Raw genomic sequence first — 21,733 nt, forward strand, 5'->3', positions numbered from 1 at the left:
CACCCGCCGACGGTCAAGCGCGTTTGCGCTGTTTTCTGGGGCGCTGTTCAGGAGTTGGTGATCTGCTTTCGGTGACGCTGTAATCGGCCTGGTGGCGCGTCGCGGCGCCTGCTGAGGGAATGCTTGCCACGTCGGGGTGCCAGCTGGCGCTGGTGATGCTCATGGAGTCCATTTGTTGTGTGGTGTAGCTGATGGCTCGCTGGTCGACATTGCTGCTGCCGTACTGGATGGTCGGTGTGGCGGCGGTGGGGGCGTAGCTCGGGCCCGCGGCGTTGAAGGCGGGACCTGCGCTGTCGGCGTACTGGGTGTAGGTGGACTCGTAAGAAGGCGCATAGGTGGGCTCGTAATTGGGCGCGTAGGTGGGCGCGTAAAGGGTCGGCTGGTTGACGCCGTAGGACGCGCTCGTGCCGTATTGAGCCGGGTACTGACTGACCTCGGGCAAGGGGTAGGGGTACGGGTCCTGGGGTGTGAATGATGACTGAGCCGCGACCGAATAGAGGTTGGCGTTCTGGAACGTCAGGTCTGATCCGGTGGCGGGTGGACCTGCGTAGTACTGGGGTGCGGCGTCGTGGGCGTACTGCCCGGAGGGCGCCGAGTAGGAACGGGCGGGGCTTGCTGGGGCGGGCAGCCGCTGTGGCGGGTCGATGACCTGTTCGTACTGGTACGCCTCGGGCACCCTCGGTCGCCATCTCTCGGGCAGTGGGATCCTGCCGGGCGCCGCGATCTCCGGGTCGCCCCTGGGGGGCAAGCGGTCGGGGTTTGGCAGCAGGACGGAGCTGTTGCCGTATACGTTCAGGATGAACGAACCTCTGGGCAGTCCGTGGGCATCAGTGAAATCGTTCACCACCACCTGGCTCAGAACGCTGGCGTTGAGATTGGCGAGTCGGCCGGTGGCGCCAGCCCAGGCCGCGATGAGTGAGTGATCGACGATGCTGGGGTTGTCGATGACCTCCTGATAGGCCACCGGTACGAACAGTCGCGGGGGCCAGCCGGCGGGCGGGTCGATGCGCTGAGCTGCCGCGGCCCTCGGGTCGGCACCACCGGGGGCAAGATCAGGATGGTTCGCCAGGAAATATTTCGCGCCAAGCTGCTCAGACGTGTAGTACCCGTCGGGAAGCCCGTGCGCCCGGGCAAAGTCATCCAACACTCCCTGGCCCATAACAGCGAGGCTGGTGGTGGTAAGTGGCATTCGGCCTGTCGCATGTGTCCAGGCCACCACGATGCGGGGGTCGGCGATGCCGGGGTTGTCGATGACCGCCTGATAGGCAGCCGGGGTGAACACTCGCCCCCAACGGGCGGGCGGGTCAATTCGCTGAGCTGCCGCGGCCCTCGGGTCGGCACCGCCGGGGGCAAGATCAGGATGCTTCCCCAGGAAATATTTCGCGCCATCCCACTCGAGTGTGTAGTAGCCGGCGGGGAGCCCGTGCGACCGGGCAAAGTCATCCAACACTGCCCGGCTCAACTGACCAAAGTGATCGGAGCTACGCGCAAGTCGACCTGACCGGTGCGCCCAGTCCATGACGAGGCTGAGATCGGCGATGCCCGGGTCGTCGATGACCGCCTGATAGGCAGCCGGCACGAACGGTCGCCTCCAGCGGGCGGGCGGGTCAATTCGCTGAGCTGCCGCGGCCCTCGGGTCGGCACCGCCGGGAGCAAGATAAGGATGCTTCCTCAGGAAATATTCCCCGCCCTCCCTCTCAAGGGTGTAGTAGCCGGCGGGAAGCCCGTGCGAGCGGGCAAAGTCATCCAACACTCCCCGGCTCAACTTACCGAAGTGATCGGAGCCACGTGCAAGTCGACCTGACCGGTGTGCCCAGTCCATCGCGATACTGGGATCGGCGATGCCCGGGTTGTCGATGATCTGCTGGTAGGCCATTGGCGTATGGGCGGGTGCGCGTCGGGGCATGCTCCTGGTCCTCTCGCGTGGGCGATCGCTGTCCAGCTCCAACGGGGCGTCCACGACAAAGGTTCAACACGAAACGGATTTACCCGGATCAGTGCCCGCCGCTGCTCCGCACACGGCGCTACCGAGTCACTCTCGACCTCGCCGTCCAGCCACCGCTACACCACGACCCATCCCACACCACCTCGCGATGCTCCAGCGTGTCTACGTACGGTTGGATTCTCGAGTTAGGCGGCCCAGGACTTCGCGGGCAGCTTTACCGGGGTTGCCGCCTACGCGGTCCGGTAAGGCGCCGGCCAGCCACAGGGTGGCGAAGCCGTGGGCGATGGACCAGGCGGCGAGCGAGTCCAGGCCGGTGTCGCCGGATGCGTCACGGGCGGCCACCCCCGCGCGGAGTGCCGCGCCGGCGCGCTCGCGGGCGGCGGTCAGCTCGGGGTCGTCGACCCGGTGCAGCTCGGGCCGGAACATCACCTCGAAGTAGGCGCGGTGCGCCACGGCGAAGTCCACGTACGCGACGCCGGCCGTCAGCAGGTCGTCGCCGGCGCCGACCAGCGCCTGCGCCAACCGGTCGAAGCCCTCCGTGGCGAGGACGGTGAGCAGCCCCGCCTTGTCACCGAAGTGGTGGGTGGGCGCGGCGTGCGAGACACCGGCCCGACGAGCCAGGTCGCGCAGGCTCAGCGCGGCGGGTCCGACCTCCTCGATGGCCTCCAGCGCCGCGGCGAGCAGGGCGCGGCGAAGGTCGCCGTGATGGTACGCACGCGTCTCGGTCATGCCCGAATCCTAATCTTGTCATTGACAAGATGCCATCGGTCACCGCAATCTTGTCACCGACAAGTTTCCGCGAGGAGGATTTCGATGGCACCCCTGATCGTCCTGGCCGTCGGCAGCGCACTGGCCCGCCTGGCCGGCCTGGCCGGCGTCTCCGCGCTCGACGGCTGGCATCCCGCGCTGCGGGTCGGACTGGCCCTGATGTTCGTGCTGACCGGCGTTGCGCACTTCGTGGGCCGACGCCGCGCCGACCTGATCGCGATGGTCCCGCCCCGACTACCCCGGCCGGACCTGCTGGTCACCCTCACCGGCGTACTGGAGCTGGTCGGGGCGGTCGGGCTGCTGCTCCCGACGACCGCCCGCCCCGCCGCGGCCGGGCTCAGCCTGCTCCTGCTCGCGATGTTCCCGGCGAACGTCTCGGCCGCACGCCGGAGGCTGACCCTCGCCGGACGCCCGGTCACCCCGCTGGGGCAGCGCACGATCCTGCAACTCGTGTTCGTCGCCACCGCTGCGGCTATTTCGTTTGGCCCCTGACTATCAGGGAGCTAATGTGCTCTCGTGGAACTCATCACCCTCCAGGATGTGCCGCTGGGACGACTACTGGTCGTGGCCGGGCACCTCGTCGGGCAGCGCTGGAACCGCTTCCTCGCCGAGGAGCACGGCCTCACCCAGGCCGGCATGATCACCCTGATGACGCTCGCCCGGCACGGCGAGCTGCCCCACCGCCAGGTCGCCGAGAAGGGGTTCGTCCGCCCGGCGACCCTGACCGGCATCGTCGACACCCTCGAACGCGACGGCCTGGTCGAGCGCCAGCGCGACGACAGCGACCGACGCAGCATCCGCCTCGTCATCACCCCCGCCGGCCGGGAGCGCGTGGCCGCGCTCGGCGCTCTCATGCACTCCGGACGCCCGCTCACCTCTGTCGACGCCGACCCGGCGAAGGCCCAGGTGATCCGGGAGTTCCTACTCGAAGTCATCGGCAGCGGCCACGACCCGCAGATGACCGGACGACCCACCGACGCGGAGGAAACGTCGTGCTGATCCGATTGTTGCGCGGCCAACTGCGCCCGTACTCCAGACCGCTGCTGGCGGTGGTGCTGCTCCAGTTCGTGGGCACCATGGCCTCGCTCTACCTGCCCAGCCTCAACGCCGACATCATCGACAAGGGTGTGGCCCGGGGTGACACCGGCTACATCGTGCACACCGGCGGCTGGATGCTGCTGGTCAGTCTGATCCAGATCGTCTGCTCGATCGCGGCCGTCTACCTGGGCGCGCAGGTCGCCATGGGCTTCGGCCGGGACGTCCGCGCCCGGCTGTTCTCGCACGTCAACAGCTTCTCCGCCCGCGAGGTGGCCCGGTTCGGGGCGCCGTCGCTGATCACCCGCAACACCAACGACGTCCAACAGGTGCAGATGCTCGTACTGATGAGCTGCACCATGCTGGTCGCCGCACCGATCATGAGCGTCGGTGGGGTGGTCATGGCGCTGCGCGAGGACATCGGGCTCTCCTGGCTGATGCTGGTCAGCGTGCCGGTGCTGGCCGTCGCGCTGAGCGCGATCATCCGCCGGATGGTGCCGGGCTTCCGACTGATGCAGACCCGGATCGACACGGTCAACCGGGTGCTGCGCGAGCAGATCACCGGCATCCGGGTGGTCCGCGCGTTCGTGCGCGAGCCGTACGAGACGGAGCGCTTCGGCGTCGCCAACGCCGACCTGACCGCCACCGCCCTGCGTACCGGACGGTTGTTGGCGTTGATTTTTCCGGTGGTCATGTTGGTGCTCAACGTGTCCAGCGTGGCGGTGCTCTGGTTCGGCGCGCAGCGGGTCGACTCCGGCGCGATCCAGATCGGCGCGCTCACCGCCTTCCTGGCGTACCTGATGCAGATCCTGATGGCCGTCATGATGGCCACCTTCATGCTGATGATGGTGCCCCGGGCAGCCGTCTGCGCCGAACGCATCGTCGAGGTGCTGGACACCGACTCCTCGGTGGTTCCCGCCGCCACGCCGGTCACCGAGCTGCCCAGCCGGGCCGAGTTGGAGCTGCGCGGGGTGCGGTTCCAGTACCCGGGCGCGGTCGAGCCGGTGCTACGGGACATCTCCTTCCGCGCCACCGCCGGCACCACGACGGCGATCATCGGCAGCACCGGCGCCGGCAAGACGACCCTGCTGTCGCTCGTCCCGCGCCTGGTCGACGTGACCGACGGCGCGGTGCTTGTCGACGGGGTCGACGTACGCGAGTTGGAACCCGACGAGCTGTGGCGACGTATCGGGTTGGTGCCGCAGCGGCCGTACCTGTTCACCGGCACGGTCGCCAGCAACCTGCGCTACGGCAACCCGGACGCCACGGACGAGGAGCTGTGGGCGGCGTTGGAGATCGCCCAGGCCCGGGACTTCGTGGCCCAGATGCCCGGCGGACTGGACGCGCCGATCGCGCAGGGCGGCAGCACCGTCTCCGGCGGGCAGCGGCAACGCCTGGCCATTGCCCGGGCACTGGTCCGGCGGCCGGAGATCTACCTGTTCGACGACTCGTTCTCCGCGCTGGACCTCGGCACCGATGCCCGGCTGCGGGCGGCGCTGCGGCCGGTCACCGCGCAGTCCGCAGTGGTGATCGTGGCCCAGCGGGTGTCCACGATCGTCGACGCCGACCAGATCATCGTGCTCGAGAACGGAGGGGTCGTCGGAGTGGGACGACACGCGGAGTTGCTGGAGACCTGCCCGACGTACGCCGAGATCGTGGCCTCCCAGCAGACGGCGGAGGTGGCGGCGTGAGCGAGCAGAACGAGCCGCGCGCCGCGGCCGTACCCAATCAGAAGCCTGCCGGCGACCCGCGGACGCCGACCGGCGAGGCCGCTCAGCCCGGCGGCGGAGCCGCGCAGCAGCCCGGCGGCGACGGGCAGACGCCGAAGCGGCTGCCGGCGGGCCGACCCGGCGGCGGCCCGCCCTGGATGAGCGCGGGAATGCCCGCCGAGAAGTCGATGAACTTCGGACCGTCGGCCCGACGGTTGCTCGGCCGGCTGCGCCCGCACCGCCTTCACCTGGGCGCGATCATCACCCTCGCCGTGGTGAGTGTCGGTTTCAGCGTGGCCGGTCCGAAGATCCTGGGCCACGCCACCGACCTCATCTTCAGCGGGGTGATCGGTCGGCAACTGCCGGCGGGCACCACCGCCGACCAGGCCGTCGCCGCGGCACGGGCCAGCGGCAACGAGAGCTTCGCCGACATGCTGGCCCGGATGGACGTGGTGCCCGGGGTGGGCATCGACTTCGACGCGCTGCGCCGGGTGCTGCTGTTGGCGCTCGGGCTCTACCTGGCGTCGAGCGTGCTGTCGTGGTGGCAGGGCTGGCTGCTCAACGGGGTGGTCCAGCGCACGGTGCTGCGGCTGCGCGCCGAGGTGGAGGAGAAGCTCAACCGACTGCCGCTGCCCTACTTCGACCGGCAGCCCCGCGGTGAGCTGCTCAGCCGGGTCACGAACGACATCGACAACATCTCCACCAGCCTCCAGCAGACCCTCAGTCAGCTGCTCACCTCGCTGCTGACCGTGATCGGCGTGCTGGCCGTGATGTTCTGGATCTCGCCGCTGCTGGCCCTGGTGGCACTCGTCGCGGTGCCCCTGTCGGTGCTGGTCACCCAACGCATCGCCAAGCGGTCGCAGAAGCAGTTCATCGCGCAGTGGACGCACACCGGCGCGTTGAACGGCCAGATCGAGGAGGCGTACACCGGGCACGAGCTGGTGAAGGTCTTCGGCCGGCAGCGCGAGGTGGAGGCCGCCTTCCACGCGAAGAACGAGGAACTGTTCCGGGCCAGCTTCGGCGCGCAGTTCATCTCCGGGATCATCATGCCGTCGATGATGTTCATCGGAAACCTGAGCTACGTGGCGATCGCCGTGGTCGGCGGGCTGCGGGTGGCCTCCGGGGCGATGAGCCTCGGTGACGTGCAGGCGTTCATCCAGTACTCCCGCCAGTTCACCCAGCCGCTCACCCAGCTCGCCTCGATGGCCAACCTGCTCCAGTCCGGGGTGGCGTCGGCCGAACGGGTCTTCGCCGTCCTCGACGCCGACGAGCAGAGCCCCGACCCGGCCCAGCCGGCCCGGATCGCCGACCCGCACGGCCGCGTCGAGTTCGCGCACGTCTCCTTCCGGTACACGCCGGACAAGCCGCTGATCGACGACCTGTCGCTGGTCGCCGAGCCGGGGCACACCGTCGCGATCGTCGGCCCGACCGGTGCCGGCAAGACCACCCTGGTCAACCTGATCATGCGCTTCTACGAGCTGGACGCCGGACGGATCACGCTCGACGGGGTGGACATCACCACGATGCGCCGCGACGACCTGCGTGGCCGGATCGGCATGGTGCTCCAGGACACCTGGCTGTTCGGCGGCACCATCCGCGACAACATCGCCTACGGCCGACCCGACGCCACCGAGGAGGAGATCGTCGCCGCGGCCCGAGCCACCTTCGTGGACCGGTTCGTGCGCAGCCTGCCCGACGGCTACGACACGGTCATCGACGAGGAGGGCAGCAACGTCAGCGCCGGCGAGAAGCAGCTCATCACCATCGCCCGGGCGTTCCTCGCCGAGCCGTCCCTGCTCATCCTCGACGAGGCCACCAGCTCGGTGGACACCCGTACCGAGGTGCTGCTCCAGCGGGCGATGGCGGCGCTGCGCTCGGACCGGACGAGCTTCGTCATCGCGCACCGGCTCTCCACCATCCGGGACGCCGACCTGATCCTGATGATGGAGGAGGGTCGCATCGTCGAGCAGGGCACCCACGAGCAGTTGCTCGCCGCCCACGGCGCGTACCACCGGCTGTACCGTTCGCAGTTCACCGGCGCGGCGGTCGACGAGGAGTCGGCCACCGCCGCTCAACCGGCGTCGGTCTAGTCATGTCAGCCCGGGAGCAGATCCGCCGAGCGGGCGGCGACCTGCCCGCCGATCAGGGCGAGCGCGGCGTCGACCGGCATCGGAGCCAGGGCACGGCCGTCGCGCAGCCGGAGGGCGAGCGCGCCGGCGGCGGCCTCCCGGGCACCCAGGACCCCGAGGTACGGGACGCGGCGGCGGGTCGCGTCCCGGACCCGGGCGCCAAGCGAGCCGGCGGCGTCGACCTCGACCCGCAGCCCGGCGTCGACGGCCCGCCGGGCCAGCTCCGCAGCCGCGTCGGCCTGCCCGTCGTCCACCGGCAGCACCACCAACTGGACGGGCGCGTACCAGGCCGGGAACGCGCCCTCGTGCGCCTCGATCAGGTACGCGAACAGCCGTTCCATGCTGCCGACCAGGCTGCGGTGCAGCATCACCGGTCGACGCCGGCTGCCGTCCGAGTCGGTGTACGACAGGTCGAACCGCTCCGGCTTGTCGAAGTCCACCTGGATGGTGGAGATGGTCGACTCCCGGCCCGCCGCGTCGACGATCTGGATGTCGATCTTCGGGCCGTAGAAGGCGGCCTCCCCCGGCGCCTCGACGTACTCCACCCCGGCCAGCGCGCCCCGCAGCAGGTCCTCGGCGCGGGCCCACTGGGCGTCGTCGCCGACGTACTTCCCGCCCGGTCCGCGCAGCGACAGCCGGAACCCCGCCGGGCGTACGCCGAGCGCGGCGTGCGCGGCGCGGATCAGCCCCAGGATCTCGACGACCTCCGCGCCGACCTGCTCGGGAGCGCAGAAGATGTGCGCGTCGTTGAGGGAGATGGCGCGTACCCGGGACAGGCCGCCGAGCACCCCGGAACGCTCCGAGCGGTACATCCCGCCCAGTTCCGCGACGCGCAACGGCAGCTCCCGGTAGGAGCGGCCCCGGGCGCGGAACACCAGCGCGTGGTGCGGGCAGAGCGCCGGCCGGAGCACGAACTCGTCGTCGGCGCTCAGCCGCAGCGGCGGGAACATGTCGTCGGCGAAGTAGCCGAGATGGCCGGAGAGTTCGAAGAGTTCCCGCTTACCCAACGGCGGCGAGTAGACGTGCTGGTGGCCGGAGCGGCGCTCCAACTCCCGGACGTACTCCTCGACGGCGTGCCGGGCGGCGGCGCCGGCGGGCAGCCAGATGGGCAGGCCGGCGCCGGCCAGCGGGTCGGAGACGAACAGGTCCAGCTCACGGCCGAGCCTACGGTGGTCGATCATGTCGGGCTCCTGGATCGGGTACGACCCGGAGGCGACCTGGGCACCGAACGCCGAACGGCCCTCGGGGGCGGATCGCCCCGGGCCTGGTCGACGGTGGTTACGTCAGCGCGGCACGCCGGGGACACCCGGCGTCGTCGTCATCACTACCGCGCTGCGCATGCCGCGACGCTACCCGTCGGGCGGTCGGGGACGCACCCGGATTTGCGGCCGTGGGAAGGAAGGCGGGCCGCCGGCGCGGGACCCGCCGGCGGCCCTGAGCGGCCCGCATCGTCAGGAACGGGGGACCCGGCGTGCTGGGCCGCGCCGACCACGGTACGCCGACGCACGCCGATCCGGCGACCACCTCGGGCCACGCTGGGACCGTCACCAGCGGGACGCCTGCCTCGTTGGAACAGGGTGGCCCTGTGGTGTCGGCGGTCACGACGCCCCGGCCCCGTCCACCGTGACGCCCGCCATGCCGTCAGGCTCAAGACACCCAATCGGCCGCATCCGACGAGGTGGCAGGCGTGCCCGAACTACTGACTGACGTCGCGTCGCCGACGTGGGCGTACCTGGTGCTGCTCGGGCTCCTCGTCGCCGACGCCTTCGTACCCGTCATCCCCACCCAGATCGTCATGATCACCAGTGGCGCGCTGACCGTCTACGGCGGCCTCAGCCTGCCGGTCACCATCGCCGTCGGCGCGCTCGGCGTGTTCGCCGGTGACCTGGCCTGCTATCTGCTCGGCCGTCTCGCCCCGGACCGGCGGGCACCCCGGCACGCGGAGCTCAGCCGCGCCCGCCGGGTCGCCAGCCGGGTCACCCAGGGTCTCCGACAACCCGGCCCGATGGTCATCCTGCTCTGCCGGTTCGTGCCGGGCGGACGGATGGCGGCCTGCTTCTCGGCCGGCCGCAGCCGCTACCCGTACCGGCTGTTCGCGCTCTACGAGATGATCGCCGCGGTCGGCTGGGCCAGCTACGGCGCGTTGATCGGGCACCTGGGCGGCACCGCGCTCACCGAGTCGGCCTGGCGGTTGGCCATCATCGCCGCCGCAGCGGCGGCCGGTTTCGCGGCGGCCGGCTGGGCGATGACCCTGGTCAGCGCCCGCCACGCCCGCACCGCCACCGAAGTCCCCGTCGACTGAGTGTCGCGAGACGAGTCGTGTATAAGCTTGGCTTATATTGACGGCATGTGGGAGGTCACACTTCATCCCGAGGTCGAGAAGTGGTTTCTCCATCTCTGCGAGACGGAACCTGCCACCGCCGACCTCGTCAGCGAGGCCATCGACCTTCTCGCCGAACACGGCCCCGCTCTCCCGTTCGAGAAGCGGTCTTCCTGGTCGCCGGCGACAAGTCGGGCCAGTGGCAGAGTTGGTACAAGGCGGCGGTCCCGTTGGCGGACGACCGATTCCAGGAGCACCTCTCGAGGCTGAAGGGCACACAGAGATGACGGACGGAGTGGACTGGCGGGACGTACGGGCCAAGGCCCGAGACCTCGATCCGTCCTGGGAGCACCCGGATCGGGTCGCCCGCCGGGCTCAGCACCGTGAGCAGATGCTGGCACTGGTGAGCGGCGCGCAGCTGGCGGAGATCCGCAAGCACCTGGGGATGACTCAGACCCAACTGGCCGAGGCCGCAGGGTTGACCCAGGCCAGGATCAGCCAGATCGAGAACGGTGAGCACACCAGTCTGGACACCCTTCGTGCCTACGTCACCGGCCTGGGCGGCCACCTCGACATCGTCGCCCGCATTGGGAACATCCACCTCAACGTCGCCTAGTAACCTCAGCCGACCCGACCAGTGGTTCCGCCACGCCTGAACGTGGGAAGCGGCCTCTAGGGGTGGGTTTTGGGGGCCGGGTCGGTGGGCTTCCCGGATCTGGGTGGGGTGTTCGGGGCGACAGGCTGAGGCATGCCTGTAACCCGGAGTACCGGCCTGCTGGCCCTCGGCGGGATCGCCGTCGCGGCGCTGCTCACCGTGATCGGTCACCTGGAGGTCAACGACGACCTCAACCCGTGGACGCTGACCATCAGCGACTTCGCCGTCTCCGACCGGGGCGGTGTCATCGACGTCGCCATGGTGGTGCTGGCGCTCGCCACCGTGGCACTGATGTGCGGGCTACGCCGTACCGGACGGGCGGTGGACTTGCTGCTCGGCGCGTGGGTGGCGGGGCTGCTGCTGGCCGCCGTGGTGCCGACGAACGAGCCCGGCGCCGCCATGACCGCGTCCGCCTACGTGCACCGGTACGCGTCGGTGGTCGCCTTCCTGGCCCTCCCGATCGGCGGTTGGCTGCTCGCGCGTCGCCCCGACCTGACGCCCACCGCCAGGACGCTACGCACCCTGGTCGTGCTGAGCCTGGCCCTGTCGGCGGCGATGGTCTGGTCCGCCTATCCCGGCGACCGCCTGCTGATCGGCCTGGCCGAACGCCTCCTGATCCTCACCGAGGTAGCGGTCCTGGCGACGGTAGCGACGACCCAGGTCCGGCGTTCACCCGTCGATCATGGAGCTGTGGTGCCTGACAAAAGGGGTGCGACGCCGCAGAACGGCCACCACAAGTCCATGATCGACGAGGATGAGGGCTTACTCCAGCTCGTGGAGCATTAGCTGGCGGGCGGACTCGGTGATGGAGCCGGAGAGGCTCGGGTAGATGGTGATCGTCTGGGCCAGCTCGTTGACCGTCAGATTGTTCTCCACGGCCATCGTGATGGGCAGGATCAGCTCGCTGGCCTTCGGAGCGACCACCACACCGCCGATCACCTGACCGCTCGCCGGGCGGCAGAACAACTTCACGAAGCCGTCGGACAGGTCGTCCATCTTGGCCCGGGCGTTGCCGGACAACGGCAGCATCACCTGCCGGGCAGGCACCTTGCCCGCGTCGACCTCGTCCTGCGAGACGCCGACGGTGGCCAACTCCGGGTCGGTGAAGACGTTCGCGGCGACGGTCCGCAGCCGCAGCGGGCGCACTGCCTCGCCGAGGGCGTGCCACATGGCGATCCGACCCTGCATGGCGGCCACACTCGCCAGCAGCAGCACGCCGGTGCAGTCACCGGCGGCGTAGATGCCGGGCACGTTCGTCCGGGAGACCCGGTCGACCGTGACGTAAGCGCCCCGGCCCAGCTCCACGCCGTACTCGGCCAGGCCAAGGTCGGCGGTGTTCGGGATCGAGCCGACCGCGATGAGAGCGTGCGAGCCGCTGACCCTGCGCCCGTCGGACAGCTCCACCTCGACCCCGTCGGCGGTCCGCCGCACCGCGTCGGCCCGCGAGTTGTTGAGGATGTTCATGCCCCGGTTACGGAAGACCCGCTCGATGGCCGACGCCGCGTCGGCGTCCTCGTGCGGCATCACCCGGTCGCGGCTGGAGACCAGGGTGACCTCCACCCCCATCGCGAGGTACGCGCTGGCGAACTCGGCGCCGGTCACACCCGAGCCGACCACGATCAGGTGCTCCGGCAGCTCCGGCAGGTCGTACACCTGACGCCAGGTCAGAATGCGCTCACCGTCGGGTACGGCGGTGGGCAACTGCCGGGGCGTCGAGCCGGTGGCGACCAGCACGGTGGACGCGTCGATCGGGTACTCCTCGCCGCCGTCGACGGGCGTGACGATGACGCGGTGGGTGTGCCCGAGCGCGTCATCGCCGAGGCGGGCGGTGCCGGCCACGAAGGTGACACCCGCCTTGAGCAGCTTGGCGTGGATGTCGGCGGACTGTGCCAACGCCAGCCGCTTCACCCGCGAGTGCACGGCCTGCGCGTCGACGGTCACCGCCTCCAGGCCGTCCGAGTGCACCCCGAACTCCTCGGTGTCCCGATAGCCGGTGACCACCTGGGAGCTGGCGATGAAGGTCTTCGACGGCACGCAGTCGGAGAGCACGCAGGCCCCGCCCGCGCCGTCGGCCTCGACCACGGTGACATCGGCGTCCAGTTGGGCGGCGACCAGTGCCGCCTCGTACCCGGCCGGCCCACCGCCGATGATCACGATCCGGCTCACAGCGCCATCCTTTCGCTCGCGACTGCGGGGCTCCGCTGCGCTGCACTCCTCGCGCTCACCACGTTCGCCCTTCGCTTGTGCTCACAGTGACTTTCTTCTCCCGAGCGCATCCGACACGCACAGTCGTATTCTCCCCCACCCGTCCGCCGGGCTATCGTCATCGCCGTGGGTCATCACGCCGCCTACGGCTCAAACCTCGATCCGTCCCGGATGCGGGCCTACTGCCCGCACTCCCCGATGGTCGGCACCGGCTGGCTGGAGGGGTGGCGGCTGACCTTCGCCGGCGAGGACGTGATCGGCTGGGAGGGCGCGGTCAGCACCGTCGTCGAGTCCCCCGGCGACCGGGTGTTCGTGGCGATCTACGACATCCACCCGTACGACGCGGCGCAGCTCGACGAGATCGAGGGCGTGACTGCCGGCACCTACCGCAAGCTGCACGTACGGGTCTCCACCCTCGACGGCGACGTCACGGCGTGGATCTACGTGTTCGACGGCTACGAGGGCGGCCTGCCGACGTCGTGGTACCTGTCGGAGATCGCGAACGCCGCCGAGAAGGCGGGCGCGCCGGACGACTACGTCACCGAGCTGCGGTCCCGCCCCACCGGCACCGCGTCCCCGTAGCGCGTATCCCACGCCCCCAGTCTGCAACCGGAGCCGATCCGGACGCCCGTCGGGCCCGGCCGGGGTCGTCAATCACACACCGACGGCCGGGACGACCCGCTCGTACATGTCGGTCCACCCGGTCTCCCGCAGGCCCACCGAGCGGTAGAGCGACACCGGGGCCGTCGGGTTGGTGAGGTCCACGCCGAGGCCGGCGAACTGCCGGCCCTTGTCGGCGTAGCGGGCGAACGCGCGGCGCAGCAGCGCCGCACCGACACCCCTGCGGCGGTACGCGGGCAGCACCGACAGGCTCTTCACCCAGCCCTCCTGCCGGTCGAGCGCCTGGTCCGAGGAGTGCAACGCGCCGGCGAGCACCCCGTCGACCTCGGCGACGAACCACTCGTCCCAGGCGGTCACGTCACCGATGCGGGCCCGCCACCGCTCGTACGACAGCGGCTCGTGGTCCGGGGTGTCGCCGAAGGCGGCGTCGTGGATCCGGTGGAACTCCCGCAGCTCGGCCTCGTCGTCGGAGCGGACCGGCCGTACCGTCACGCCCGGCGGAATCGTCGGCTCGGCGGGCAGGTCGGCCAACGTGCGGCGCATCCGCACGTACCGCTTGGCCAGGGTGAAGCCCGCGGCCCGCAGGTCCCGGTCCCAGTCGCGCTCCGGGGCGAACACCGCGCAGCGGGCGGTGAGCGCCGGCAACCCCCGCTCCGCGGCGCGCTCGGCGACCCGGTCGAGCTGGCGGGCGAGCAGCGGCGCACGGAGGGTGGCGGCCCGCTCGGGGTCGACGTAGACCTCCACGAACTCCCGGCCGACCCCGGTCGGGTTGTCGACCGTCGCCCAGGCGACGACGGTGTCGTCCGGGTCGAGCGCCAGCCAGGAGTCCCGGCTCGGGTCGAAGTAGGGCGCGGTCAGCGCCTGCTCGACATCCTCGGCGTCGAAGTCGGGATGGCCGACGGCGAAGGTGTCGGCGGCGTGCACCACCGCGAGGATCGCCGGGACGTCGTCGAGGGTGGGCCGGCGCGTGGTCCAGCCGGCGGGAAGGGTCACGGCAGGAGATCCTGGCAGCCGTCGGCCGCGAACGCCGCCCATTTTCCGTGGCGGCGGCGTTGGCCGACCAGTCGATCAGTTCTGGCCAGGGCTCGCCACGGGCAACCCTGCTTCCTTGGCGCATTCGAGCAGTCGGCGATCGTAGGTGACGAAGGCGACGAGTGCGGTGCCGGACTCGTTGGTCAGGACCTGGGCGGTGGCCAGGTGGATGGCATCGAGACTGCGGAGCATCGGTTCGGCGAACGCGGCCGCGGTGGCCTCCTGCCTGACCAGCTTCACGACGGCGGCGGAGTCGAGATAGATCACCAGCGCTCCTCGTCACGCATGGCGCTGAGGTCGGCGGCCACATCGACTTCCTCGTCGCCCAGCTTTGGTGGAAGGGGCACCGGCCCTCCGCCGGTGGGGGCGACGGCACGGCCGGACGCCACCAGTTTGGCCAACATCGACCTGTCGTCGCTCACCGGCACGAGTCGGGCGATCGGGTGACCGCGGTCGGTGATCTCAACCGTCTCGCCACCGCTCACCCGCGCCAGTACCTGACTCGTGTTCTGGTTGAGCTCCCGGACACCGATGCGTTCCATGACACGAGTGTGGAATCAAATGTTCTACACTTCCACCTCTTCCGGCCTGCGGCGCGGAACCGGTCAGGCGAGGCCGGCGCGGGTGTGGTGCAGCAGCTCCACCAGCTCGGTGCCGTCGGAGGGGCCGAGCGCCGCGAACGCGGGCGCGGCCAGCCGGTCGGTCACCGCCTCCGCCCACAGCCGCCGACGCACCAACGGCCCGACCGCGGGGTACGGCGGCGGCCAGCCGCACGCCACCGCGCCGGCCTCGCCCTCCGGCCCGGCCAGCACCGCCTCCAGCGGGGTCATGCCGGCGGCCCGTACCGCCAGCAGGTAGGCGCCCGTGAAGTGTTCCCGCAGCAGCCGCAGCCCGGCCGCGCTCCGGGCGCCCGGAGAGTGGTCCGGCAGCGGCATGGCCCGCCACGCGGCGAAGAGCGGCATGCCGCTGGTGTCGGCGGCGGCGACCGCCCGCTCGACGAGGTCGGCCAGGCGCTCGATCCCGGGTAGCACGCCCAGCATCTCCGTCCCCCACCGGCAGCACTCGGCGAGACTCGCGGCGGCCACCTCGACCGGCGGCAGGACCCGGGCGGCGGCGTCCCAGCCGTCCGCGACGGCGTCCGGCGCGACGAAGCCGATCGCCGCGGCGGCCGTCTCCGCGCGTACGTCGCCGAGCGCCCCGGCCCGACCGCTGATGTAGAAGGCCCAGCCGGAGATGCCGAGCAGCCGAGCCCGACGCAGCGTGCTCGGACACCTGCTGAACCCGTCGCCGAGGTCGAGGACGGCGGGTTTGCTGGCGGCGGCGAGTTGCTCCGGCGTCATTCGGACGCCACCCGCGCTCGCGGCTCGGGGACGGCCGCCCGCAGACGGCCCACCCACTCGTCGTCATCCATCGATGTCAGTCTGCCGCCCCACCGCCCACGTCCGCATCCCCCTCTTCGGCCACCAACGCCTCGACGGCCGCCTCGACCTCGCCCGCCCGGCGGCGGGCCACGGTCACCGCCCGTTCGGCCGCCCGCCGAGCCAGCTTGGACCGGCTCAGGTCCTGCTCCGCCACCGCGCGCCGGCGTTCCAACTCGGCCAGCTCCGTCTCGATCCCATCGAGTACGGCGACCCCGTCGCGCTCCTGCCCGACCGCCTCGGCCAGCTCGTCCTCGGCCCGCTGCTGGTCGGCGCGGGCACGGTCCAACTCGCGGTCCAGTGCCCGGCGGCGGCGGGCCCGCTCGGCCCGGGCCGCTCGCTGCGCCGCCCGCTCGGCCTGCGCGGCACGCTCCCCGGCCCGGTCGGTACGGCGGTTCGGCTCCGGGCTCTCGCGCTGGGCGCCCGGCTGTCGAGCCGGTGGCTCCTCCTCGTCGCCGGTGACCAGTCGCAACTGCGGTCGGGGCACCTCGCCGAAACCGGCGTAGGTGGCCGAGCGGAGCAGACGCCCGGCGCGTACCTGCTCGGCGACGTCGGCATCGAGAGCGCGGCGTTCAGGGTCGCCTCCACCTCGGCCAGCGGCAGCCGGCCGGCCGGTGGCGCCTCGGGCTCCGCCGCGGCGAGCGTACGGACCTCGGCGACCAGGGCCGCGACCACCGCACGGCGCTGGGCCGACAACTCCCGCAGTCGGGGGCCGCGCAGCTCCCGCTGGGCTGCCCGTAGCGCGTCGGCGAGACCGACCAGGTCGTCCACCAGCTCGGGTCGTTCGATGGCGAGCAGGTTGACCAGCCAGGCGGCGACGGTGGGGCGACGCAGCCGGGCCAGTTGCCGGGCGGCGGTCGCGTCCCCGGCTCGCCGGGCCTCGGCCACCGCGGCGTCCCGGGCGGCCACGAACCGGTCCGGTGGGGTGCGGTAGAGCTGCCGCACCAGCTCCGTGGAGGGGCCGGGCATCGCGTCAGACGTCCACCCGGGTGCCGGGCTCCAGACGCTGGTACTCGGTGCCGGACATCGCCGCGTACTGCCGGTTGAGCACGCCCAGCCCGTTGTGGTTGAGCAGGGCGTCGTGCACGGCGTACGCGCGGCGCGGGGCGACCGCCCGGATGAAGTCGAGCACCTCGGAGAACTTCGACCAGGGTGCGTGGATCGGCGCGAGGAGCGTGTCGACCGGCGTCTCCTGCGGTACGACGAGGGAGTCGCCGGGGTGGTAGACCACGTCGTTGATGAGGTAACCGATGTTGTCGATCACCGGGATGTCCGGGTGGATGACCGCGTGGCGTCCCCCGTAGGCGCGGACCGCGACCCCGGCGGCGGTGAACGACTCACCGGGCTCGACGGGGCACAGCGCCTCGGCCGCGTCGCCCAGGGCGTCGGCGAGCGCGGCGGGCCCGTAGATCGGGAACGGCCGCCGGTCGAGCTGGAGGCGCACCGCGGCCGGGTCGAGGTGGTCCGGGTGCTCGTGGGTGACGAGCACCGCGTCCGCGCCGTCGAGCGCCGTCGCGGGATCGCTGAACACTCCGGGATCGACCACGAGCACTCCGCCGTCGTGTTCCACCCGGACACAGGAGTGGGCGTACTTGGTGAGCCGCATCGTGACTCCTCGAATTATCGAATCGTGATGTCCTCAGCGCAGTCTGCCGGAACCAGCCGGTGGACGCGTCGCGTCCGAACTATCGCCACTGAAGCTGACGACGATGGGAGCGGGGATGGACGGACGAAGAGAACGACGCCGGTGGGCACTCCTGGCGGCGGGAACACTTGTGGCGGCGCTGGCCCTCGCGGGGTGCAGCGCCGGCGACAGCGGATCAGCGGATTCGGCGGCTCCGGCGGCCCAGGCCCCTCAGGGCGTGCTCGACAAGGGCAGCGGCGCGGAAGCCGCGGGGACCGCCGGGGCCGGCGCTACCGATCTGCGGGTCGACCAGCGGGCGATCATCTACACCGGAACGATGCGGGTGCAGGTGAGCGATGTGGACGCGGCGGCCCGCGAGGTCAGCGCGATGGTCACCCGGGCGGGTGGTTTCGTCGGCGGGGACCAGCGGCGCAGCGCCGGGGCCGACGCGGTGGCCGAGCTGGAGTTGCGGGTGCCGGCGGCCAAGTTCGGCGCGGTGGTGGAGGAGGTCGCGAAGCTCGGCCGACAGCAGAGCCGCGAGATCAACACCCAGGACGTCACGGAGGAGACCGTCGACCTGGAGGCCCGGATCGTCACGCAGCGGGCGCGCGTGGAGAGCGCGCGACGGCTGCTCGCCCGCGCCAACTCGATCTCCGACCTGGTGTCCCTGGAGAACGAACTGGGTCGCCGGGAGGCGGACCTGGCCTCGCTGGAGGCCAAGAAGCGTCGGCTGGCCGACCTGACCGCGCTGTCCACGATCACGGTGTCGCTGGCCGGGCCGGCGGCGGAGGCCAGCGCGGAGAAGGCCGAGACCGGCTTCCTGGTCGGGCTCAAGGGCGGCTGGGGGGCGTTCGTCACCTCGATGACCGTCCTGCTCACCGTCCTGGGCGCGCTGCTGCCCTGGCTGGTGGCGGTCGGCGTACCCCTGGCGGTCCTGCTGCTGGCGCTGCGCCGGCGACGCCGGTCGCCGGCGCAGGTCGCCGAGGTCAGCGCGCCGCCGCCAGTGCCCGCAGCGCGGTCTGCGCCATGACGCGTACGCCGGCCGGGATGGCCCGCTCGTCCACGTCGAAGGACGCGCGGTGCAGGTCGACGTTGGGGCCGATCCGGCCCACGCCGAGTCGGGCGAGGGCGCCGGGGACGTACTCCAGGTACCAGGAGAAGTCCTCGCCGCCCATGCTCTGCGGCGTCTCGGCGACGCCGTCCGGGCCCAGCGCCGCGCTGGTGGCGGCGGTCAGCACCTGGATGGCCCGCGAGTCGTTGCTGACCGGCGGCCGGCCGCGCAGGTACTCCAGGTCGACCGTCGCGCCGGTGGGGGCGATCACGTCCCGCACCACCTGAGCCACGATCTTGGGAGCCTGCTCCCAGGTGTCCCGGTCCATCACCCGCAGGGTGCCCGAGGCGCACGCCTCGGAGGGAATGACGTTGTAACGGGTGCCGGCCGAGGCGTGGCCGAACACCAGCAGCAGCCCGCTGTTGGCCGGCACCCGACGGCTGACCAGGGCCGGCACCTCGGTGACCAGCCGGCCGAGCGCGTCCACCAGGTCGACGGTCAGGTGCGGACGGGCGGTGTGCCCGCCCGGCCCGGAGAGCCGGACGGTGACGTTGTCGGCGGCCGCCGTGATCGGCCCGACGCGCAGGCCCACCTGGCCCACCGGCAGGTTCGGGTCGCAGTGCAGCGCGAAGATCTGCACCACGTCGTCCAGGCCGCCGGCCTCGATGACCTCCAACGAGCCGCAGGGCAGGATCTCCTCGGCCGGCTGGAAGATGAGCCGGACCCGGCCGTCCAGCTCGCCGAGGTCGGCGAGCTGGGCCAGCAGCATGCCGACGCCGAGCAGGATCGAGGTGTGCACGTCGTGGCCGCAGGCGTGGCAGACGCCCTCGACGGTGGAGCGGTACGGCACGTCCTTGGGGTCGTCGAGCGGCAGGGCGTCGATGTCGGCGCGCAGCGCGATGACCGGGCCGTCCGGACGACCGTTGACGTCACAGATCACGCCGTTGCCCTTGGGCAGCAGCCGGGGGCTCAGGCCCGCCAGGGAGAGTTCCCGGGCGATCAGGGCCGCCGTCTCGAACTCCGTACCGGACAACTCGGGGTGCGAGTGGAGGTGACGGCGCGTGGCGATGAGCCCGGGTACCCGAAGAGCGAGCAGGTGGTCCAGGTCGCGGGGCAGGGGCTGGGACCCGGGCGGAGTCTCCAGCCAGGACGACGCCAGCTGGCCGCCGGTGGGCAGCGTCAACGCACTCGTCACGTCGAATTCTCGATCACTAGAGATGGATGGATCATCGGGGACAGCAGACAGCCTAGACCTCCGACGGTGACGCTGCGCAACCTCGTTACGGTGATGATCAGACCGCGTAGCGTCACGTATGCCCTGCTGAGCGCGCTCATCGAGGTGCGGGACCGCAGGTAGATCGCGTTCGAACGCCGCCATGCGCCACCTCACCTCCTACAACGCGTAACCGACCCGAATGGCCAGGAGTCGCGATACCACCCCTGGGTCCACGCTGCGAATTGTCGCATTAGTCGGGGTGATGAACTGACACTCCGACAATAAGACGACCACGCTCCGCAACGGGCCGGACAAGGACGCTCACATAATCTCGCCGACGCCGACCGCACACCGTGTGCGTTCCGGCCCGCCTGTCGGCGTACCCCCGGAGCCGGGCGGACACACCCGGAGGGCGGTCGCGTCAGAACCGGTCGGTAGGCCGGTACTGCCCCCACACCTCGCGCAGCGTGCCGCAGACCTCGCCCACCGTGGCCCGGGCCCGCAGCGCCTCCCGCATCGGGTACAGCACGTTGTCCGAACCCTCGGCGGCGGCCCGCAGGTCGGCCAGAGCCCGCGTCACCGCGTCGGCGTCCCGCCCGGCGCGCAGCCGGGCCAACCGCTCGGCCTGCGCCGCCTCGATCGTCGGGTCGACCCGCAACGGCTCGTACGGCTCCTCCTCGTCGACCGTGAACCGGTTGAGCCCCACCACCACCCGCTCGCTGGAGTCGATCTCCTGGGCGATCCGGTACGCGGACTGCTCGATCTCCCGCTTCTGGAACCCGGCCTCGATCGCGTCGACCGCCGAGCCGTGGTCGGCCACCCGCTCCATCAACTCCACGGCGGCGGCCTCGATCTCGGCGGTCATCGCCTCCACCACGTACGAGCCGGCGAACGGGTCGACGGTGGCGGTCAGGTCCGTCTCGTACGCCAACACCTGCTGGGTGCGCAGCGCGAGCCGGGCCGCCTTCTCGGTGGGCAGCGCGATCGCCTCGTCGAAGCTGTTGGTGTGCAGCGACTGCGTGCCGCCGAGGACCGCGGCCAGGCCCTGCACCGCGACCCGGACCAGGTTCACCTCCGGCTGCTGGGCGGTGAGCTGGACACCGGCGGTCTGGGTGTGGAAACGCAGCATCATCGACTTCGGATCCCGGGCGCCGAAGTCGTCACGCATGAGCCGGGCCCAGATCCGCCGGGCGGCGCGGAACTTCGCCACCTCCTCCAACAGCGTGGTGCGGGCCACGAAGAAGAACGAGAGCCGGGGGGCGAAGTCGTCCACCGCGAGACCCGCGGCCAACGCCGCCCGCACGTACTCGACGCCGTTGGCCAGGGTGAACGCGATCTCCTGCGCGGGCGTCGCGCCGGCCTCGGCCATGTGGTAGCCGGAGATGGAGATCGTGTTCCACTTCGGCACCTCCTTGCGGCAGTACGCGAAGGTGTCGGCCACCAGGCGCAGCGACGGCTTCGGCGGGAAGATGTACGTCCCCCGGGCGATGTACTCCTTGAGGATGTCGTTCTGGATGGTGCCGTTGAGCGCCGGGCCGGCGACCCCGTTCTCCTCCGCGACGAGCTGGTAGAGCAGCAGCAGCACCGAGCCGGGAGCGTTGATGGTCATCGAGGTGGACACCCGGTCCAACGGGATGTCGGCGAAGAGCAGCCGCATGTCCTCGATGGAGTCGATGGCCACGCCGACCTTGCCGACCTCGCCGTGCGCGATCGGGTCGTCGGAGTCGTACCCCATCTGGGTCGGCAGGTCGAAGGCGACGGAGAGACCGGTCGTGCCCGCCCGCAACAGTTGGTGGTATCGCGCGTTGGACTCGGTGGCGGTGCCGAAGCCGGCGTACTGGCGCATGGTCCACGGACGGGAGGTGTACATCGTGGGGTACACCCCCCGGGTGTACGGGAACTCGCCCGGGCCGCCCAGCCGGGAGTCCAGGTCCTCCGGAAGGTCGGCCGCCGTGTAGACGCCCTTGATCGGATAACCGGACTCGCTTGACCGCCGTTCGCTCAT

General features: G+C 71.1%; 20 protein-coding genes and 1 pseudogene. 9 read left to right on the forward strand and 12 right to left on the reverse strand.

Annotated features, from left to right (window positions below; translation table 11 throughout):
- Positions 1 to 13 precede the first annotated feature (13 nt).
- Positions 14 to 1,876 carry a hypothetical protein gene (locus ACIA3K_RS12765; protein WP_396800957.1) on the reverse strand — a complete coding sequence of 621 codons (1,863 nt, stop codon included), beginning with the start codon at positions 1,874 to 1,876 and terminating at the stop codon, positions 14 to 16.
- A gap of 231 nt (positions 1,877 to 2,107) precedes the next feature.
- A complete protein-coding gene (locus ACIA3K_RS12770; RefSeq protein WP_396800958.1) occupies positions 2,108 to 2,674 on the reverse strand; it encodes a TetR/AcrR family transcriptional regulator in 567 nt (188 codons plus the stop codon).
- 84 nt (positions 2,675 to 2,758) lie between these two features.
- Here ACIA3K_RS12770 and ACIA3K_RS12775 point away from each other — a divergent pair, with 84 nt between their 5' ends.
- The 4 genes from ACIA3K_RS12775 (at position 2,759) to ACIA3K_RS12790 (ending at position 7,547) form a co-directional block, all read left to right on the forward strand.
- Entirely contained in the window at positions 2,759 to 3,205 is a 447-nt protein-coding gene (locus tag ACIA3K_RS12775) for a DoxX family membrane protein (RefSeq protein ID WP_396800959.1), read from the forward strand.
- Positions 3,206 to 3,229: 24 nt separating this feature from the next.
- On the forward strand, positions 3,230 to 3,712 hold the full coding sequence (locus ACIA3K_RS12780) for a MarR family transcriptional regulator (protein ID WP_355048907.1): 483 nt from the start codon (positions 3,230 to 3,232) through the stop codon (positions 3,710 to 3,712).
- Positions 3,706 to 5,439, forward strand: coding sequence for an ABC transporter ATP-binding protein (locus ACIA3K_RS12785; protein WP_396800960.1), 1,734 nt, complete (start codon positions 3,706 to 3,708; stop codon positions 5,437 to 5,439). Before ACIA3K_RS12780 ends, ACIA3K_RS12785 begins: the two co-directional genes overlap by 7 nt.
- A gap of 176 nt (positions 5,440 to 5,615) precedes the next feature.
- Entirely contained in the window at positions 5,616 to 7,547 is a 1,932-nt protein-coding gene (locus ACIA3K_RS12790) for an ABC transporter ATP-binding protein (RefSeq protein WP_396801290.1), read from the forward strand.
- 5 nt (positions 7,548 to 7,552) lie between these two features.
- Here ACIA3K_RS12790 and thrS read toward each other — a convergent pair whose 3' ends face one another.
- Positions 7,553 to 8,767 (reverse strand): threonine--tRNA ligase, encoded by a 1,215-nt coding sequence (thrS, locus tag ACIA3K_RS12795; protein ID WP_396800961.1) that lies wholly within the window; start codon positions 8,765 to 8,767, stop codon positions 7,553 to 7,555.
- A gap of 506 nt (positions 8,768 to 9,273) precedes the next feature.
- Here thrS and ACIA3K_RS12800 point away from each other — a divergent pair.
- The 3 genes from ACIA3K_RS12800 to ACIA3K_RS12810 all read left to right on the forward strand — a co-directional run bounded on the left by ACIA3K_RS12800 (position 9,274) and on the right by ACIA3K_RS12810 (position 11,347).
- Complete coding sequence (locus ACIA3K_RS12800; RefSeq protein WP_396800963.1) at positions 9,274 to 9,888, forward strand: DedA family protein; 615 nt, start codon at positions 9,274 to 9,276, stop codon at positions 9,886 to 9,888.
- Between the two features lie 301 nt (positions 9,889 to 10,189).
- Complete coding sequence (locus ACIA3K_RS12805; protein ID WP_396800964.1) at positions 10,190 to 10,522, forward strand: helix-turn-helix domain-containing protein; 333 nt, start codon at positions 10,190 to 10,192, stop codon at positions 10,520 to 10,522.
- A gap of 132 nt (positions 10,523 to 10,654) precedes the next feature.
- Positions 10,655 to 11,347 carry a DUF998 domain-containing protein gene (locus ACIA3K_RS12810; RefSeq protein ID WP_396800965.1) on the forward strand — a complete coding sequence of 231 codons (693 nt, stop codon included), beginning with the start codon at positions 10,655 to 10,657 and terminating at the stop codon, positions 11,345 to 11,347.
- On the opposite strand, the gene ACIA3K_RS12815 is transcribed toward ACIA3K_RS12810, so the two are convergent.
- Positions 11,324 to 12,727, reverse strand: coding sequence for an NAD(P)H-quinone dehydrogenase (locus ACIA3K_RS12815; protein ID WP_396800966.1), 1,404 nt, complete (start codon positions 12,725 to 12,727; stop codon positions 11,324 to 11,326). The two genes, ACIA3K_RS12810 and ACIA3K_RS12815, sit on opposite strands and share 24 nt — an antisense overlap.
- Before the next feature lie 165 nt (positions 12,728 to 12,892).
- Here ACIA3K_RS12815 and ACIA3K_RS12820 point away from each other — a divergent pair, with 165 nt between their 5' ends.
- Positions 12,893 to 13,348, forward strand: a complete 456-nt coding sequence (locus ACIA3K_RS12820; RefSeq protein ID WP_357175024.1) for a gamma-glutamylcyclotransferase — start codon at positions 12,893 to 12,895, stop codon at positions 13,346 to 13,348.
- A 72-nt stretch (positions 13,349 to 13,420) separates the two neighbouring features.
- Here the strand turns inward: ACIA3K_RS12820 and ACIA3K_RS12825 are convergent, their stop codons facing one another.
- The 6 genes and pseudogenes from ACIA3K_RS12825 to ACIA3K_RS12850 all read right to left on the reverse strand — a co-directional run bounded on the left by ACIA3K_RS12825 (position 13,421) and on the right by ACIA3K_RS12850 (position 17,443).
- Positions 13,421 to 14,380 (reverse strand): GNAT family N-acetyltransferase, encoded by a 960-nt coding sequence (locus ACIA3K_RS12825; RefSeq protein ID WP_396800967.1) that lies wholly within the window; start codon positions 14,378 to 14,380, stop codon positions 13,421 to 13,423.
- 75 nt (positions 14,381 to 14,455) lie between these two features.
- Positions 14,456 to 14,686, reverse strand: a complete 231-nt coding sequence (locus ACIA3K_RS12830; protein WP_396800969.1) for a hypothetical protein — start codon at positions 14,684 to 14,686, stop codon at positions 14,456 to 14,458.
- Positions 14,683 to 14,961 (reverse strand): type II toxin-antitoxin system Phd/YefM family antitoxin, encoded by a 279-nt coding sequence (locus tag ACIA3K_RS12835; protein ID WP_396800970.1) that lies wholly within the window; start codon positions 14,959 to 14,961, stop codon positions 14,683 to 14,685. The genes ACIA3K_RS12830 and ACIA3K_RS12835 overlap by 4 nt, the downstream gene beginning before the upstream one ends.
- Before the next feature lie 63 nt (positions 14,962 to 15,024).
- On the reverse strand, positions 15,025 to 15,759 hold the full coding sequence (locus ACIA3K_RS12840; protein WP_396800971.1) for a hypothetical protein: 735 nt from the start codon (positions 15,757 to 15,759) through the stop codon (positions 15,025 to 15,027).
- Positions 15,760 to 15,835: 76 nt separating this feature from the next.
- Positions 15,836 to 16,806, reverse strand: a pseudogene (locus ACIA3K_RS12845) (hypothetical protein).
- 4 nt (positions 16,807 to 16,810) lie between these two features.
- Positions 16,811 to 17,443 (reverse strand): MBL fold metallo-hydrolase, encoded by a 633-nt coding sequence (locus tag ACIA3K_RS12850; RefSeq protein WP_396800972.1) that lies wholly within the window; start codon positions 17,441 to 17,443, stop codon positions 16,811 to 16,813.
- Between the two features lie 94 nt (positions 17,444 to 17,537).
- On the opposite strand from ACIA3K_RS12850, the gene ACIA3K_RS12855 reads away from it, so the two are divergent.
- Positions 17,538 to 18,491, forward strand: coding sequence for a DUF4349 domain-containing protein (locus ACIA3K_RS12855; RefSeq protein ID WP_396801292.1), 954 nt, complete (start codon positions 17,538 to 17,540; stop codon positions 18,489 to 18,491).
- On the opposite strand, the gene ACIA3K_RS12860 is transcribed toward ACIA3K_RS12855, so the two are convergent.
- Together ACIA3K_RS12860 and ACIA3K_RS12865 are read right to left on the reverse strand one after the other, a co-directional pair.
- Entirely contained in the window at positions 18,448 to 19,707 is a 1,260-nt protein-coding gene (locus ACIA3K_RS12860; RefSeq protein WP_396800973.1) for an amidohydrolase, read from the reverse strand. The two genes, ACIA3K_RS12855 and ACIA3K_RS12860, sit on opposite strands and share 44 nt — an antisense overlap.
- Positions 19,708 to 20,149: 442 nt before the next feature.
- A complete protein-coding gene (locus ACIA3K_RS12865; protein WP_396800974.1) occupies positions 20,150 to 21,733 on the reverse strand; it encodes a methylmalonyl-CoA mutase in 1,584 nt (527 codons plus the stop codon).

It is taken from the genome of Micromonospora sp. NPDC051543 (assembly GCF_044454415.1).
Lineage (GTDB): Bacteria > Actinomycetota > Actinomycetes > Mycobacteriales > Micromonosporaceae > Micromonospora.